13 protein-coding genes are annotated in these 17,835 nt (G+C 29.8%); 1 reads left to right on the top strand and 12 read right to left on the bottom strand.

The genetic code is table 11. From position 1 onward, the window contains the following. Window positions 1–29: 29 nt before the first annotated feature. Window positions 30–332, top strand: a complete 303-nt coding sequence (locus KFZ56_RS05165; protein WP_222640701.1) for a hypothetical protein — start codon at window positions 30–32, stop codon at window positions 330–332. A 62-nt stretch (window positions 333–394) separates the two neighbouring features. On the opposite strand, the gene istB is transcribed toward KFZ56_RS05165, so the two are convergent. From istB to KFZ56_RS05110, 12 genes are all read right to left on the bottom strand, one after another. Next, window positions 395–1,159: an IS21-like element helper ATPase IstB gene (istB, locus tag KFZ56_RS05160; RefSeq protein WP_222640700.1), complete on the bottom strand. Its 765-nt coding sequence runs from the start codon at window positions 1,157–1,159 to the stop codon at window positions 395–397. Continuing rightward, window positions 1,156–2,358, bottom strand: a complete 1,203-nt coding sequence (locus KFZ56_RS05155) for a Mu transposase domain-containing protein (protein WP_222640699.1) — start codon at window positions 2,356–2,358, stop codon at window positions 1,156–1,158. The genes istB and KFZ56_RS05155 overlap by 4 nt, the downstream gene beginning before the upstream one ends. A 529-nt stretch (window positions 2,359–2,887) precedes the next feature. Next, complete coding sequence (locus KFZ56_RS19470) at window positions 2,888–3,022, bottom strand: hypothetical protein (protein ID WP_255584847.1); 135 nt, start codon at window positions 3,020–3,022, stop codon at window positions 2,888–2,890. 486 nt (window positions 3,023–3,508) lie between these two features. After that, window positions 3,509–7,927: a non-ribosomal peptide synthetase gene (locus tag KFZ56_RS05150; protein WP_222640698.1), complete on the bottom strand. Its 4,419-nt coding sequence runs from the start codon at window positions 7,925–7,927 to the stop codon at window positions 3,509–3,511. Window positions 7,928–7,949: 22 nt separating this feature from the next. Then, window positions 7,950–8,717 carry a GNAT family N-acetyltransferase gene (locus tag KFZ56_RS05145; protein ID WP_222640697.1) on the bottom strand — a complete coding sequence of 256 codons (768 nt, stop codon included), beginning with the start codon at window positions 8,715–8,717 and terminating at the stop codon, window positions 7,950–7,952. 955 nt (window positions 8,718–9,672) lie between these two features. Next, window positions 9,673–11,310 carry a cyclic peptide export ABC transporter gene (locus KFZ56_RS05140; protein ID WP_222640696.1) on the bottom strand — a complete coding sequence of 546 codons (1,638 nt, stop codon included), beginning with the start codon at window positions 11,308–11,310 and terminating at the stop codon, window positions 9,673–9,675. 215 nt (window positions 11,311–11,525) lie between these two features. Further along, a complete protein-coding gene (locus KFZ56_RS05135; protein ID WP_222640695.1) occupies window positions 11,526–12,731 on the bottom strand; it encodes a serine hydrolase domain-containing protein in 1,206 nt (401 codons plus the stop codon). A 14-nt stretch (window positions 12,732–12,745) separates the two neighbouring features. Beyond that, a complete protein-coding gene (locus KFZ56_RS05130; protein WP_222640694.1) occupies window positions 12,746–13,732 on the bottom strand; it encodes a hypothetical protein in 987 nt (328 codons plus the stop codon). Between the two features lie 66 nt (window positions 13,733–13,798). Continuing rightward, window positions 13,799–14,740, bottom strand: a complete 942-nt coding sequence (locus KFZ56_RS05125) for a cysteine peptidase family C39 domain-containing protein (protein ID WP_222640693.1) — start codon at window positions 14,738–14,740, stop codon at window positions 13,799–13,801. An 11-nt stretch (window positions 14,741–14,751) separates the two neighbouring features. After that, entirely contained in the window at window positions 14,752–16,545 is a 1,794-nt protein-coding gene (locus tag KFZ56_RS05120; RefSeq protein ID WP_222640691.1) for an HAD-IIIC family phosphatase, read from the bottom strand. Further along, window positions 16,538–17,113, bottom strand: coding sequence for a beta-sandwich domain-containing protein (locus tag KFZ56_RS05115; RefSeq protein ID WP_222640689.1), 576 nt, complete (start codon window positions 17,111–17,113; stop codon window positions 16,538–16,540). The genes KFZ56_RS05120 and KFZ56_RS05115 overlap by 8 nt, the downstream gene beginning before the upstream one ends. A gap of 535 nt (window positions 17,114–17,648) precedes the next feature. Continuing rightward, on the bottom strand, window positions 17,649–17,798 hold the full coding sequence (locus tag KFZ56_RS05110; protein WP_222640687.1) for a hypothetical protein: 150 nt from the start codon (window positions 17,796–17,798) through the stop codon (window positions 17,649–17,651). Between the last annotated feature and the right edge of the window lie 37 nt (window positions 17,799–17,835).

Genomic DNA, 17,835 nt, shown 5'->3' with positions numbered 1-17,835 from the left:
TTAGGCTGGCAAGCTTATGTATATTTTCATTGCAATCTTATGTACTTTTCCCTTGCAAAATACAACTGCGCTTTGTTTTAGTCCGTTATGGCGAAAGGTCAGCAATTCTGGTAAGCACCGATCAAGCGCTTGCAGCTACGGATATCATTGAGCTATATGGGCATCGTTTCAAAATCGAGTCTACTTTCCGTGAAATGAAGCAGATTATCGATGGATTGGGCTATCATTTCTGGAGTAAGTCCATGCCAAAACTGAATCGTTATTTAAAAAAAGGAGAAGCTCATCCGTTAGAACGAGTTACGGACACGAAAGATCAGAAAACATCCAACTGACCATCAAAGCTATTGAAGGTTACGTGTGTAACCGTCAAGTTAAATTGAACACTTTTTGCTCATTAATTTTGAACAGTTTTGTTATCAAATATTGAGCTTCTGTGTTTTAATCTATAGCTGTCGCCTCCTAATTGAATTACCTCAGCTCGATGAATGATTCTATCTAATATTGCTGCGGTAATCGCTGGATCTCCTAACAATTCACCCCAATCACTAGGGCCTTTATTTGATGTTAATATTATCGATGATTGATTGTATAAATCGTTTACCAGATGAAAGAAAAGGTTCGCTTCTCGTTGGTCCATTGCCATAAACATAAGATCATCTATAATTACCAAGTTAGAGTTTCGAATCCTTTTTAGTCGTATCTGGGATTTACGCGTTATTTCTTCTGTCTTCAGTACATGGATTAGTTCTCCCATGGATATGAATGTAACTTTATATCCTTCGTGAATTGCTTTTATTCCTAGGCCGATGGCTAGGTGGGTTTTGCCGACGCCAGTTGGTCCTAAAAGAATTAGATTGTAAAGTTGATCTAACCATGTTAAATCAGTTAGTTGATGGAATTGTATTTTCTTTAAAGACGGTTGTTCGCGTAATGAAAATTCATCTAATGTCTTATAGGTAGGGAATGTAGCCCATTTCAAGCGTTTTTCAATTACCCTTTCTTTCCGCCTTTTCTGTTCATAAGACATTATATCTAATAGAAATTGCGTATACGATTGGGCCTGAGTTTCCGCCTTCTTTATCAGCTCCGGTAAGTGTTCGGACGTTTCAACGAATCGTAACGTCCGAAGGATTGCTTCTAGCTCCTTATACGAACTCATGAAGAATCACCTCCCTCCATGATTTCCATGTATACGGATAACTCTCTTGTGGGAGGCTTTACATCTAATAAATGCGATGATTCGTGATGTAATGCTTGTATTTTGCTCACTGGTTTGGGCATTTCGACTGGTCTCTGGGCTATTAAATGATTTACCATGTCATGAAATTCCGACGCGCTATAAAACTTTTGTTCAACACACAATGGGAGTGCTTGGTTTATATAATCCCATGGGAACCTTTCCCACAGCTCATTTATTAGCTGGAGTTGATCTCGTACGTATCTTGGATATTGACTTTTTATCTCTTTTAAATAGTGTAGAGCTAATGATTTATCTTCAAATTTATCAGCCGTACTTTCGATGTATGCGGGTATACCTTTTGAACGATCCCTTTTATGAGCACGTTCTTGAATTAATGCTCCTTTTTGATTTGAAATCTCATGTACGCCAATTATTTCTCCTGTTTCGGAGTCAATTATACGTAGTGTGTTTTCTTGAATTCGTAATTGAACATCCTTACCGAAATTGCTATACGTACCTAACGGTACAGAGTACCGATTAGCTTTGTATAAAATAGTATTGTCCTTTCGCACAACCCTTGTTATACTTGAATCTGAGTTTAAATATGTTTGCTTATCATTGGCTGGTACCGAGATAAGCTGCCTGACTGGTCGTAGATACTGTTTTTCCTCTTGGAAAACTTCGACCGGTCTTTTCTTTGTGGTATTGTGCATCTTACCGTTTCCCCTGCGCTCAAGCCATAACCTTCCTTGTTCATTCCAGTCATCTAAATTCGTAAACAGACGGTGCTTTGCAAAGTTTTTCTTAATAAATCCAATCACATTTTCAATCTTTCCTTTGCTTTCAGGGTCAAAACCTCGACAAGCATAAACCTGAAATCTCTCGTCATTACGATAGGACTCAAATTGCTTTGTATAGATAATATCCCCATTGTTCTCACTTACGATAATAATGTTATCCTGGTCATAAACCATCTCCTTCGGTTTTCCGCCAAATGCACGGAATGCATTTTCATGTGCATTTATAAGATCTCTTGTAGTAAAAGGGTGATTCAACCATTCCATGTATTTATATCTGGAATGAGAAAGGACAAACGCAACTACATAGAGTTTAACGGATTGACCTTGAGCATTTTTTTGCCAACATTGGCCAAAGTCTACTTGTGCTTGAAAACCCATTGGTAAATCCGGAATAGCTTCATATACTCGCTTACTAGTTGTTTTAGGAATATTGTATTCTTTACGTATTTCTCCTACATGACGACGAACTGTACTTTCACCAACTTTCAGTCCAGAAATATAAAATTTAGAAAGGAGAATTTAAATTGCAACCGAAATCTTTAAATTTTGAACAGCTTGTCAATTTAAACAGACAAGAAATAAATGACGAAAAATTTTATCACAAATTAATGAAAAGCTGGAAAAGAAAGCAAAAATTTTTTTCGTTTACTCATAAAAGAATAAAAAAGAATTAACTGCAGAGTGAAATAAAATCTTAACAATGGCGTTTTTTTCTTGCATATTAGGAAAGAGTAAAATTTAGGAATTATGCATTTTGATACAGTATACAATTTAGTGGCTTTGAAAATTTGCGTGCCAATGTATTAAACATAAACAATGAAATTCATTGCACTAAAAATGTCTTCTAATTAAAATGGTGGTCTAGCCAATTCAAAATATGAATTGGCTAGCTGAATAAAATCATGTACTAGGTAATCCCTTTAGCTGGTGGAGATTGAGTAGAGATAGTTTTATATCCTTCTCTGCAAGAAATCCCTTTTTCATCTGTACTAACCTTTGAAATCACGTATTTCATTTTACTAATAATTTGATTTTTCCCCAAATTTGTCACCCCCTTTCCATATAATAAATACAATTTTCAGATTAAAAATCCAGAATTACTACTTATATGTTTTTTAGCATACCATATTCGGAGCTTTCTTTATCTGTATGGTAAAATGCTCCGCAATAAGTGGTACATTTCCCCGCAAAAGGCGTTAAAAAAAGACCGTGCAAGTGGTTAAATTCATCCGCCGTACTCAATCATGAGAAGTTTTTAAGTCTACACACATAATTCACCTGAAAACGAGCAATTCGTCAAGTAGGATTTTGCTCATCTCCTAAATCAAACTCACTACATACTAACTCAATATCCAAAAGACCTATTGTATATCCATTTTCCCATGTCATATGCAGTCTTCATTATTTTGAGTAAAATTTACATTGAATCCTTAGCTTTAATATATTAATTTTTTTATTTAACATGCTATTACATCATTTAATTCCTATTTTAAAATATAACCTAAACACTTATGCATAATCAAATCAGTTACTCAAATAATGAATCTAGTTCTTCTTGAGTTAAATTGATTGTATCAAAGTCGGAAGGAGTATATTCAATGCTCTGTTGACTTATACAATGGCTTATAATTTCAAAAAGTACAATTTTCAAGCGGTTTAAAAAATCACTAATTGTTGTTCTATTAAACTTATTCTTAGAATATCTGACATTAAATTTTAATTTATTATTATTTACAAATGCATTTATTTCAATTGGGGAAATCATCTGATTATCTATACTTATATCTTCTCCTGTATCAATTTCAATTATTTCAAACAGATTTGCCGTTTCATTATCATTTAACACTCCTAAATAGTTAAACAAAATAAAGCATTCTTCATCAGTAATAGTATTAGGGAAATTAAAATGTTTTGACGAATTTATCATTATTTCTTTTACTTCCTTTAATAAAGTAGCTAGAGACTTTTTGCTATTAAGACTATACGAAATTGGGTGAATTGAAGTAAGCCAACCTACTGTTCTCAAGACATCTACATCTTTTAAATTCGTTCTTCCATGGTCTTCTAACAATAAGGTCATATCTTGCCCTAATCCATTTTTGTAAATTGTAAGAAATAAACTAGAGATTAATAGATGATAAGCATTTGTATTATAGGCAATATTAGCTTCCTTTAATAGTAATTCAGTCTCTTTTCTACTCATAGATGCACTCATCAGTTCACTATTTCTTAATAAATCTTGACCTTTATTAAAATCAACTTTTAAAGAACCATGAAGATAAGCAATATTATGGTTATTTTTGATTAAATCATCACTATTTCCAGATTCCGCAATATACTCAGACCAATTTTTAATTGACATTGATTTGCTGGGGCTATATGAATTACTTTTCATCATACTGTATAAATCTTCTAAGATTACTTTCCAAGAAACTACGTCTACCACTAAATGATGTCCTATCATCACCAAAATAATTGAATCACTAAATTTAAATATCAAAACTTTAAAAAGCTGATTTTCGTAAATGTTGAAACTACTTTTATGCTCTTCTGTTATTGTTTTTATAATATCTTTTGAAGAATTGAAAGGTTTAATTGATAAATCATAGAAAGAAGTAACATTTTCATCTATTCTATTATTATAGAATAGATTATTTTTTTCAGGATTATAGTTTAATCTTAACCCATCATGATATTTATATATCATCTGTATATTCTTAACTAAGGTGTCTACAGATACTTTCTCAGTAAATTTTAAGCTGATTGATTGGTGCCAATAATGAATATTATTAAAACCACTATTTACAAACCAATCGGCAATAGGCGTTAATGGAAATTCCCCTGTCACAGTTTTAAATTCATGTTTATTATTCGTATCAATGTGAGTAATGTATTGCAATGCATCTCCTAAAACAGGATTATTCAAAAGATCTTTTACCTTCAGTTGAACTCCTATTTTCTGCAACTTAGCAGAGATTTGAATGGCTTTTATTGAATCACCACCCAAATGAAAATAATTATCATTACTATTTATCTCCTCTAAATCAAGTACTTTTTGAAATACATCTAATACCAATCTTTTTTTTTCAAAGTTATTTTCTTTAAAATCTTCTTTAGAACTATTTGAATAAGTATAATATAATTGATTTATTTTACTGATATCCTTTTTCCCATTTTTTGTTATAGGGAATTTATCTAACGTAAATAAATCTTTAGGCAGCATATAAGTAGGTAATTCTGAATTAAGCTTATCAATAAGCAAATCCTTATCGATAAGTTCATTTGTTTCTATAAAAGCTACTAAAAAATTGATATTATCTTCAACAAAATCTTGAACAAAAACTTCACTATTTTTCACAAACTTTGATAAATTTATTTCAACTTCATCAAGTTCTACTCTATTACCTTGTACTTTCACTTGTCTATCTTTTCTACCAACATAAACAATATTATCATTTGAATCTATTCTGCATAAATCATCAGTTTTAAAGAGAATTTCGTTTTCTAAAAAAGGACTATTAATAAACCTTGATTCATTCTGCTGAATATTATTGATATATCCACTAGACAACTGTAATCCACCGAGGAATAAAAAACCTACCTCTCCTTTTTCAACTTCACATAACTGTTCATTTAAAATATAGGCTTTTGTATTAGGTATAGGATGACCAATAGGGACAGTTATATCGTTATCTAAATAGAAATCATATGTATGTGCTATACAACCTATCGTAGCTTCTGTTGGACCATACTCATTAACTATTCTAATAGTGTGATTAGAGATTTCACTTATCCTTTTTGCTAAAGAAGTGCTGAAATGCTCTCCTCCAACTATTAATAATCTCAACTTACTATTAATTAGACTACTCTCATCTATAAGCCTTAAGTGAGAAGGAGTCAATTTCACTACTGTAGTACTGTTATCCACAAAAATTCTTTTCAATGAATCAATGGAGCTTTTACTATCGTATATCGAAATTCTATTTCCAGTGACTAGTGGAACAAAAATTGATGTTAAAGTTAAATCAAAACCAATATTTGAATAAAAAGCAAAAGTTTCAATTTTTTCTTCTTGATTTAAATAATTTGAACTGGCCCATTGAATATAATTGCTTATATTATTATGATTAATCATAACACCTTTAGGTTTTCCTGTGGATCCGGATGTATATATAATATAAGCTAATGAATGTTGAGTGAAATAATTCTTATTACTATTTTCAAATTTATTATTATAATTTAATTCATCGGTTGCTTTTTCAATATCAATTAACGTTACCATATTTTCAAGTTCACAATTGTTGTCATTATAATTTTTAGTTATTAAAAAATCACAGGCACTATCTTGGATAATAAATCTCAATCTATTTTTTGGAATATCAATATCAATTGGAATAAAAGCAGAGCCTATTTTTAGAACAGCAAGAATTCCTACTATTGTTTCAATGGAATTGTTTAATTTTATAGCTATCTTCTCTCCAGCTCCAACACCCATATTTTTTAAATAGGATGCAAAACTGTTAACTTTTTCATACAAATCAAAATATGTATAGTACTTTTTTTTATCTAAAATTGCAATCTTGGATGGGTTTAAAAAAGCTTGATTTTCAAACATATCAATTATAGAAAGATAAGAAAGCCCTTTTACTTTATCATTATCCCTAACATTGAATTTTGAGAGTGTAAATTCATCAATTTGATTATTAGATTCATCAATAAATTCATTAATTAAATATTCCATAGCATAGTACATGGATTTCATTTTTTTCTCAGAATAAATGGTTATATCATAATCAAGCATTAATTCATAACAATCATTTGACCACTTTTTAACAATAATCTCCAAAGGAATCCATTGTACCCCATTATAAAATTCATGGTTAATTATTGTATGGTTATTAATTTCATTAATTAAACTAGTATTATAATAATTCACAGCTACATCAAATAATGCTTCATTTGACTTTTGATTTGTTTTTAATAACTGATATGGATACTGTTGATGCTTGATAGAAGAATTTAACTTCTTATTTACAGCTTTCAAAAAATCGTTAACATCTAATTTACCATCGATTGTAAATCTAAATGGCATTGTACTGGTATACATCCCTATAGACTTTTTTTCTTTTTTGCCCAATCTATTTAAGATTGGATTTCCTATTGTAATATCATTGATATTCGTTACTTTATAAAAATAAACACTAAATAAAGCAACAAAAAATGAATTCGCAGATATACCTAATTTGGATATTAGACGATCAATTTTTTTACTTTTCTCAGTATCAATTTTAAACTTTAACCTATTTCCTCTGTTTATTGAATAAGATGATGGATTTTTTCTTCTATAAGAATAATGCTTTTCACTAAAACTTTTAGACCAAAATTGCTCATCTTTTCTGAATCTTTCTGAAAACAGATATTCATTCTCTCTACGTTTATAATCATAATTTAGATTATTAAAAAATGATTCATCTATTCTCTCTTTGTTAAGAAGCTTATTATACAAATTTGCTATAGTTTTTGTAATTATCTGAAATGACCAACCATCTGCTATTAAATGATGTAGCTTTATAAAGTATCCACCTAAAGATTTATTAATCTTAATTACATTAAAATGAAAAAGAAAGCTTTTATCTAATTTGAAAGGTAATTTAAAATTCTTCTTCATCCAATCTATAGATTCATTTTTAGAATTAAACTCCATAATTTCAACACTAAAATCAGTACTTTCCTTATATAGGTACGGTACCCCATCATCCTCATGAATTTGAATGTTAAATGTACTACAATTATTAATCAAAACCTCAATTGCTCGTTTTAATTTTTGTGGATCAAATTCACCGCGAATTTCTACAAAGCCCCCCAAATTATTTATTGATGTATTAGGGTCGATTTTTTCTGTATACCAAACTCTTTTTTGTGGATAAGTTAAGTCATAATTTTTCATATTCTCACCTTCTATATAATAATTAAATATAACTATTTAACCTTTTTAATAGTTCTTTTTTAGTTATTGGATGATAAGATATTATTTCCCCACGGAAATAAATTGAAAACACTCCATATAAAGATGGATTTTTTTGTGCTTCTTCAGCAGTTTTAAGATCAACTATCTCACAATTCACTCCAAGCTCATCTGCTGTTTCTTTAACTATCTGCACAGTATTTTCAATATAAGGACATTGATCTGACTTAAAAATAACGAAATTTTCATTACCTATACTATATGTCTCATTTAAATCTGTTAATTTAGGAACAAGACTACTATCATCAATTTTTTTGACTAACAAATCAAAATTCTCTCTAGACTCAACCAGAGAAAACCCTTGGCTTAAGAAAAAGGGCTTATCAGCTATGAAGCTTCCTTCACTTGCTAAAATTGCTACACCAGATTTATTAAACTTCATTGCGTCATTTATACACTCATCAAGCAAAATTTTACCATAACCATGCCCTTTACCTTGTCCGACTATCCATAAACAATGAATAAAAAGATAATTATTGCCTTTAACACCCCTCCACGCATATTCAATTGGTATGTATTCAATAAATCCGATTTGTCTCTCACCAATAGTAAGAATTTTCAATCTTATATTTTCATTAAATCTGTCTACTATCCAATTGTATTTATTGGTATATCCTGTTGTTCCTTTTTTGCTTCTCATACAAAAAAAACCATATCTATCAATATTATCCTTGCCCACCTCTAAAATAGTGTATTTTTCATTATTTTCCATATATGACCTATCCTTTCGCTAAAGATTCAAATTCATATTAAATAGAATTTACCTAGAGTTTTTATATCGAAAGTTATAGCTTACGCAGTTAACTACAAATCATTTACAGTAAACAGCATAGTTACCTCCTTTTTCAACATTGCTGCAAAAAATATTGAATAAAAATATATATTTGCAAAACTCTTTGAAACATATTTAAACTCTAAACCTATTTTCGCAGTCCAATGATAAATTAATACTAGGTTTTCAACCAGTGAGCAAATGTTAAATTTAAAAGCTCATTAAAACTAATTATCCCCTTTTCCTTACTTTCACCAAAAAACTAAACTGATTTAACTGATTAATTCTGTAAAAAACAACTTTTAGAAAACCTTTTGTTTTACTGTATCATATCCATGTCAATATGGATTAGTATGTAACAATTCCTGATCATTGCTTACTCCAATGAATTACGAATTATACGGGAAAAAATGATAGTCAAGAATCTGAAAGAGCAATTATAATCATGCGCGTTTTGATAATATAATTTTTGTAGTCATGAAGAATTTTAGTCATCTAAATTTTCTTATTATTAATAAGCGTGTGATTTAATATAATTATACTATATATTTTTTTGTTTTCAATAAATTATATAAAAAGGTAAATTTTCAACATCCTCTGATATCACTTTTGCTAATCGGAAATTAGCTCCATTATTTTACTCTATACTTTTAACATTCCGTTTATAGTAAATCATAAAATAGACATAACATGAGTTTAATAATCTTTAATTGTTATGCCTAAATTTGATCAAAGTAAAAAGCACTTCCCCAAAATTATACAGAGTTAAGCTGGTTGAAACAGAACTAAGATTGCTTGGAGAATAATTTTAATTTAATGCCTAGACCAAGCGCACCAGTAGATATAAATTTCAAAACTTAAAATATTCATGGAAAATTTATAAAGAACTTATAAACTATTTGCTTGCATTAGAGGAATTAATTGTAATAACTTTTCCCAGTTCCATCTTTATTAGCTGATTTGCTATTGAAAAGTAACGGTCATCATGAGTTATGGCAATAATGCACTTGCCTTTATTTCTTAAATCTGGCAAAAGACGTCGATAAAAGAACTCTCTAAATTCTGGATCTTGATCTGCAGCCCATTCATCAAAAAGATATATTGGAGAGTCTTCTAGTAAACTTATTAAAAGGGCTAATCTTTTACGTTGTCCAGTAGAAAGCTTAATCGTAGAGAACTTATTATTTTTAATACTCACCTTTCCGTTTAAATTTAAGACGTTTAAATATCTGCTTATTTCTTCTTCACGACCATGAGTTTTAATACCATATAATTGATCAAATAAATGAAAATCACTATGAATAGCTGAAAAGTGTTCTCCTAATTGACTAGAAGAAATAATTTTTCCATTTACTTTAATTTTACCTTTACTTGGTTCATATAATCCCATTATTAAATTGGCTAGAGTTGATTTTCCACTACCATTACTTCCCACAATAAAAGATATTTCACTTGAATTGAACGTAGCATTGAGAGGACCAACTGTAAAACTATCCTCCCCAATGTAATCGTAACTGACTTTTTCTAGTTCCATCTTATTAAATTCCTTATTTTGAGTTTGACTCTCTAAAAATGGCTTTGAAGATGTTTCTAATTCTTTTTCTAACGATCCTACTCTTTCCCAGCTGATTCTTACTTGAAATAATTCAGGAATTGTATTTAATAAACCATTTATAGGACCAATAATGAACAGGAAAATAACAATAAAATTCATGGTAGCGACATATTCAAAGTTATTATTTAATAATGGAAATAAAAATATCGATACCCCTAAAACAATTATAATCAAAAGCTCCCCTAGTAAATAAGCATTTATAAAATTCAAATCACCTTTTATGCGAAAATTTCTTAACTGTGAGCATTTTTCTATTATATAGTTATGAAAATCCTTCCTTTTTCTTTGATGCATATAAAAATCCTTGAAGCCTAACACCATATCATCAATTAAATTATAAAAAACATTTTGAATATCACGGTTTTTTTCCCAAAAGCGTTGAGACACTCTTCCTTTTATTAAATAAACTGTTAGTCCTATGATAATGATTATTAATGACAGTAAAAAACCTTGAAAATGAATAAATGCTAAGTAAATCAAACATACAAAAATTGTGATAAGATTTGTCATAATAGTAACCACAGAATGTACAGAACTGCTGATAATTTTCATATCACCATTCAATGCTGCATATATATTACCTTTCACAGTATTTTCTATGTTTTCATATGCAGAACTCATTATTTTATCAATTAATTTTTTTCTCTTATCATCTAAAAAATCGTTAGTTAATTTTACCAAAGCATAGCGAACATATCTTTGCCCAATTAAATAAATAGCAACTGTAAAGACAAAGTACATTAATATTCTATTTCGATCATCATCATCTAAACCAATACTATTATTTATAATAAATATTAATATTGAATTAGCCAAGCCACTTATAATACTTAAAAGAATAAGATTAAACACTATTTTCTTCTTTAATCCTACTGTAAGAAATAAAAAAAGAAAGTAGAAATAATAAATCAATCCCAATATAGATAACATCCATCCAGCTATGTATAACGTTGTAGGAGCCCACACTTGAATAAATTCCCAGTTTGTCTGATTTAAAAAATTATATGGAAAATATACTATAGATATTTCATAAATGATAAGCATTAAAGTAGCTATTAATAAAATAACATAATCTTTAACCTTTATACTACGAAAGCTTCTTTTTTTTTGAATTAACTCCTTAATTAATTGTGCTAATAAAAAATAACAAAAAGTGAAAAGATACATCCAAAAATTATAATCAATGTGCTAACCCAATCTACTTTCATATAATAGTCTAAACTATCGCTTATACTAAGCTCTTCTTCTTCTACTAATTCCAAAATCCCCTGACCTATTTTTTGTACATTTGAAGAATTCATGTTTGCCAAAACTGCTACAGCATTTTTTTCATCGCCTAAACGAAATGTGATATGAGATGAATAATTTGGATTTGAACCAAGATGAGCAGCTATCCCATCGCCGTCTTGATAAATTGTCCAACCAGATGCATATGAAGATCCATCTGTTTCTGGTTGCACACTTCGATCAGGTTGATGAGATAAAGAAATAATATCGAACCATTCTTTTTTCTCTAACCCCATTTGAATACGCAACCATTTTTCAATACTATTTAAATCCGTAAACATATAGCCTGCAGGTATATTTCCTCTATAGTCTGGAGCTTCAAAAGATACTGGCTTTCCAAAAGCAAGTTTATATCCAGTTGCAATCTTAGATTCATTAGTTGTTCTTCCTACTGTCATGCCTTTAAGTTCAAGTGGAGTTAAAATATTCTCTTGTACATAATCTTCATACTTAAGGGAACTTACCTTTTCAATAACTAAGCCTAATACATCATAATTTATAGTCGCATATTGAAATTCTTTGCCTGGATGTTCATCTAATTCAACTCCGGAAAGAAGTCTAACATTTTCTTCAAGAGCGTCTATTGAATTACTTTTAGGTATATCTATGATTGTATAGTATGGTATACCACTTGAATGGTATAGTAATTGTTCCAATTTAATATCCACATTTTCCCCTTCAAAAGATGCATTAAACCAGGGAAGATATTTCGAGATTGGATCAGATAGGTTTAATTTACCTTCTTCCTCAAGTTTTAATATTGCTAGAGCTGTAAAAGCTTTGGTGTTAGATCCCATTTCAAATAAAGTAGAGTCCAGAATTGGTTGCTCAGTGGAAATATCTGCTTGTCCCTTTCCTTCCTTATATATAGTTTTACCATCCTTAATTGCAATAACTGCTAACCCTGGAATTTTTGATTTGTCTTTTTGTTCTTCTACAAAAGCATTAATATCCTCATGTAATGAATTTGAAGATTGGGCAAATATTGAATTAATCGTTAATAAACAGAAACAAATACTGATTAGGAATACTAGAATTTGCTTTAGGTTCATTTTCTAATACCTCCTTATCCATTAATCAAACATTCCTCCATTTTTTCTAAAGTATATTTTTCCTCGATTAAAATTCGGTCAATACACTTTTGCAATCTACTGTTCATATCAATGTCAGGAAACATTAAGGCTTTCATAAATAAATTAGCATAAACTATCCAACTCTGATGACTTTTCAAATACAATTTGGCTAATTCTTCTTCTTCAAATTTTAATAGGTATTTATGGAAGTGAAAACGAGAATTAGAAACCTCTTTTAGGCTTGTATATATATGAGAAATAAGTGCGTCTCTATTGTCAAAGCTATCTCCTATAAAAGTTTGTAATTTCTGACCGCATCTTTCAATAGCTTTCAACCCTAAAACTCCAGGATATTTATTTTCATTTTCAAATAAAAAACATCGCTCCCCCCTCATTACTCTACAGTTATTCTTTAATGTTTTTAAGTAATCCTCTTTCGAATTAGTTAAAGACTTTTTACTACCTTTTTTCAAAAAAAATAAAAATAATCGACCATCAGAGATAAAATCTTGAAAGTCTCTTAAAATACTTATAAGACTGTTCTTATTCATCTCTTCTGTGTGAGAATAGAAATAATCAGCTACTGTAAATTCCCTACCTTTTTTATTCAAAATCTCAAAACTATGCAGATAATGGAAATCTCCTCCGTTTATAAAATTATAATCTAAAGAATATGTATCGACTAAAACACCAACAGTATAATTAGAAGCTAACAGCTCTTCAATACGCAGAATATATGAATTCATATTAAAGTACTCTTCAGTATTTAGAAATAATCCATAATTTTTTTTAATGCTATCCTCAAAATTTTGGAAATAAGGTTCAATAACAATGGTTGGTGTCAGTCCTTTTTGAAACTCGAAGTAAAGGCCAGCCTGATTAAAAACCAGTGATTCATCTACTCCCCTTCTTTGCAACATTTTCGCTACTGTGATATGAGTACAATTAAAATGCTCATTTTGAAAAGTCCTCTCATTCATTATTTTCCCACCTTTTAAATAAAATCAATGCATCAGTTTACTGATTCTCTATAAAAACTCGGATATTTATAGTTCAAGAACGTTTTTGAGTTCCATAATTAGCTTCTTATCTAATTCCAACAAATATTCACATTTTTCTTTCACATTATCAATATTTAACTTAGATGAAAAGACTGCTTTTCCAAATAAAAACATCAATACCTTTGCTTCTTGGTAATATCTTGTTAGATAAGAATCAATTTTTTGATTATAAAAATTCAGAGATTTTATTGCCTTTAAGAAACAATACCTAGATCCAGAAATCAAACCAAAGGTATGAGAATAAAATGATAAAGTTTCAGTTTGCGTTTGTAATTTCTCGAATTTTCTTTCAGAACTACCTATAAAATCATAAAAAATCTCGTAATTATCTTCATAGTTCATAACCGTATTCTTAATTTGTCTTAGAAAAAAAAATTTATCTAATTCTAAAGAACTTTCATTTACTTCAAAATGAATAATAAATTTTTTATCAACTGACTCAAACCCCATTTTGAGATACTCTTCTGCACATTTTTGTTGTTTAATAGTTGCCCCTACATTATCAACCGTATGGAATATTATACTTCCATCTCTTCCCTCTTCATAATCAAAAACCATCTGGCTATGATTAGTATGAAGCTTCTTATATTGTAACGAGTAAGGGAGGTAATATTCATCAACATATATAAATGTTTCTATTCTCTTGTTAAGTAATTCAAGCATTTTATATTTTAAGTCTTTAAAATTAGAACATTTACTAACTTTCAAATTAATATTTAGCTTCTCTAAATTCTCTAATTTCATTTGATTTTCATAGTCAAATCTTGATTTTTTATCTATAAAGCTACCTTTATAAATTCTACTTGTTGTTTCTAGTGCTGTGCAGTATATTAAATCAATAGGTAAATTAACATTTACTTTTTTCTTTAAATAATAAATTAATAGAGTTTGATAGCAAGCCAGATACAGTTCTTCATTTTTATCCATTTTATACTCTCCTATATCAAAGAACGACACTCTATCCAATTTCTCCATTGTTCCAGATTAGCATAATTTGATAGCTCACAATGAAAATTAGTATAGTTGCCCTCAATGTCTATTTTCTGAAATCCGTTTTTCTGATAAAATAAACTTGTCTGCTGATTTTTAGGTGACACTCTGTACTTCCCAATTATTTGCTTTAATCCTTTACTTTTAACCCTTTTAATTATATACGCCAGTAAAATTTTCTCAATAGAACGACCAAGTGCTCGACAAGATAAAATGAATTGCTCAATCTCCGCAGTATCATCGCCGTAACGAATAAAAGAGGTTCCTATAACTCCCAAATTGCCAAATCGATCTTCCAATTTTATAACAATAACATCATAGTGTTCATTATTACAAAGTGCCTTCACATCATCTTCAGTACAACGAATAGTTGTTAAATTAAATTGGTTAGTTTTTTGTGTGAGTTGGGCAACTCTAGATATATTCATTTCACTTGCCATAGAAATTTCTACTTTCATTTCTAAAGATTTTAAATAGTCCTCAACACTTTCTTTGCTTTTTAAAGATCTATCATTTTGTCTCTTTTCTTCCTCTTGGTACATTTTCGTTCGATTTATGTCTTCAGTAGTCAATGAATGATTAGATAGATCATATTCTTCCAATAACTTATCTTTAAATAAGTGCGGTTTTTCCCTGGGCATGTGTATAGCTCTTACTTCTGGAAGAAGCTTTCTGACCTGATGAATTTCCAATTCGGTATCATCCATAAAAATTATACTGTCCAATGATATATTTAACTTTTTTGCTATCTTTGTAATATTCGATGCTTTATCATCCCAATTTATTTCATGCGCTGCCAAATGATATTCTTTAATTAGCATATGAGGGTGATTTTGTAACATATCAATCACGTCAGGTTCATTATTTTTACTACAAAGAGCTATCAAAATCCCTCTATTATAAAAATTTAAAACTTCTTGTTGAAATTCATAATAAAAGGAGCCAGGGTAAAATGGGCTTAAGTGAACATTGGATATCCCCTCTTCTCCTACAATCCCTCCCCATAATAAATCATCGCAATCTAGTACCAAGCATTTCTTAGCTTTCCCAATAAATATTCTTATATAACTTGCAATGTATCTAGTTAGCTCTCTACATCCCCCCTTACTATAAGGTAATTGACTTAGATGCCATTGCCGTTTATCATACATAAAATCAGAACCAAAACGGTGGAATAGAGTATTGGTATCAATTACAAAAGAATTATTCCTTTTTGTAAGCTCATATTCAATAAAATAATTTAAATCTTTTATTATATGATAAGGTGCGTTGTTGATATTTGAATTTGTTAATACTATTGGATTAACTGGCATTTCAAAAAGGTGCCATAGTATGATAGCATCTGACTCGTTCCTAATGGTTTGTAAGAATAATTGTAAATTTTGCTTAACTAATTCGATCTCATTAACTAGCTTTTTATCTTCTAATTGATAAGGAATTCTAAATAAATGGTCATTAAACGTATAATTATTTGGTAAAACAAGAATATAATCATATTCATGGTGAAAAAGTTTACTTTGCTGACTATATATTCTAACAAAAAAATCATCAAAATCTAGGAAAGATATTTCCGCATCAATTTTACTTTGTAAAAGGAAATGCTTTAAATATATATCAAATATAGGTCGTAAGTTTACGTTAGTTATCACTGCGACATGAATTTTCTCTATGGCATTTAATTTATCATTTTCTAATGACTGCAAAATTTTTAGCAAATCTTTACTGTTAGTATTTTCACCCATCGCTATAATCCTTTCCAGTTGCTTTCTCAACAGTTATAGAAAAAATATGCATACACGGGTTTTCTCCAAGCAAAATAGAATCAATTAATGACGGTTCAGGAAGAATCAGTCTAGTGTACCATATACAAGGTTGGACTTTCGTATTTACTATTGATTTTGAGTACAGAAAGGGTAATTGAATGAAACATTCATTATCACTATTAGAGGGATTATTACCAAAATAATTAAGCTTTAAAGGAATACTGTGAATCAATGATTTTTTGTAGTAAATTTCTACGTCTTCTTCCATGTCTGTATTATCAGAAGTTCCAATTATGTGTATTGCTGAAGCATTAATTTCTGGTAAAAAAATTCTTTGGCCAGCTAATTCTACATTATCCCATATATTTTGCTTAGCCATAAAAAAAGGAATTGATTCATATTCAAACACTTGTTTAAGTGGCATTAATTCCTCTGGTATTGAAGATCCTAATATAGTTAAATATCCTATTTCTTCCGACCCTTTAAATGAGCAAGCCTTATGATTTAACACGTCACTTAGATCTAAACAATGGTACGTATGAGTCATAATAATTCCTCCGTTTAAATTCAAAATAAATTCGCAACTACTTGAATATTGCCATAAAAGTGAACCAAAGCTACTATGTTTTTAATCCATTTAAGAAAAACCTTGGATTCGTCTCTGCTATAGAGTGAACCAGTAATTTCAATCTTGACATAACAACAGTCCCACCGTCTAATTCCTGCTGGTGGTGCCCCTTCCAGCATTCACTAAGAATTGGTACGTCGGTAAAAGGCAAGTAGCTAACGCAGGCGGTTGAAAGTTTTTATTCTCAAGTTGAATGTATCACCTTTGCCTTAGATGGATCAGTCTCTTGTCACTAGTAGATCAAAAGATGACATAGCTGGATTATTCCTATGGCTCCAATCATTGTTATCTTAACAGTGAAAATATTCAAGATAAATATTATATATAGCTACATACACTAGAATATAGTTTAAGTCATTCGATAAAAACTCATTGCCTTATAAATGCCTGTCCAATTCCTTTTAAATAAATTGGTCTAGCCAATTCAGAATGTGAATTGGCTAGTTGATCAAAATCAAGCATGCGGTAATTTAGCTTCAGGAGAAACAGCACGACTTATAGTTTCATTAGAGTTATAACATTCTCTGTAAAACATTCCTTTTTCATCTGTACTAACCTTTGAAACTACGTATTTCATCTTACTAATAATTTCATTTTTATTCATATTTATCACCTCCCTCCAATAATAAAAATGTAACTTT

This window comes from Virgibacillus sp. NKC19-3 (genome assembly GCF_019837165.1).
Lineage (GTDB): Bacteria > Bacillota > Bacilli > Bacillales > Amphibacillaceae > Virgibacillus_L > Virgibacillus_L saliphilus.
This window is presented reverse-complemented; position numbering and strand designations above follow the sequence as displayed.

Coding starts and splice junctions, on each gene's coding strand:
- istB (WP_222640700.1), bottom strand. CDS start 1,159: ATGAGTTCGTATAAGGAGCTAGAAGCAATCCTTCGGACGTTACGATTC.
- KFZ56_RS05130 (WP_222640694.1), bottom strand. CDS start 13,732: ATGAATGAGAGGACTTTTCAAAATGAGCATTTTAATTGTACTCATATC.
- KFZ56_RS05115 (WP_222640689.1), bottom strand. CDS start 17,113: ATGACTCATACGTACCATTGTTTAGATCTAAGTGACGTGTTAAATCAT.
- KFZ56_RS05155 (WP_222640699.1), bottom strand. CDS start 2,358: ATGGGTTTTCAAGCACAAGTAGACTTTGGCCAATGTTGGCAAAAAAAT.
- KFZ56_RS05110 (WP_222640687.1), bottom strand. CDS start 17,798: ATGAATAAAAATGAAATTATTAGTAAGATGAAATACGTAGTTTCAAAG.
- KFZ56_RS05145 (WP_222640697.1), bottom strand. CDS start 8,717: ATGGAAAATAATGAAAAATACACTATTTTAGAGGTGGGCAAGGATAAT.
- KFZ56_RS05135 (WP_222640695.1), bottom strand. CDS start 12,731: ATGAACCTAAAGCAAATTCTAGTATTCCTAATCAGTATTTGTTTCTGT.
- KFZ56_RS05120 (WP_222640691.1), bottom strand. CDS start 16,545: ATGGGTGAAAATACTAACAGTAAAGATTTGCTAAAAATTTTGCAGTCA.
- KFZ56_RS05150 (WP_222640698.1), bottom strand. CDS start 7,927: ATGAAAAATTATGACTTAACTTATCCACAAAAAAGAGTTTGGTATACA.
- KFZ56_RS05125 (WP_222640693.1), bottom strand. CDS start 14,740: ATGGATAAAAATGAAGAACTGTATCTGGCTTGCTATCAAACTCTATTA.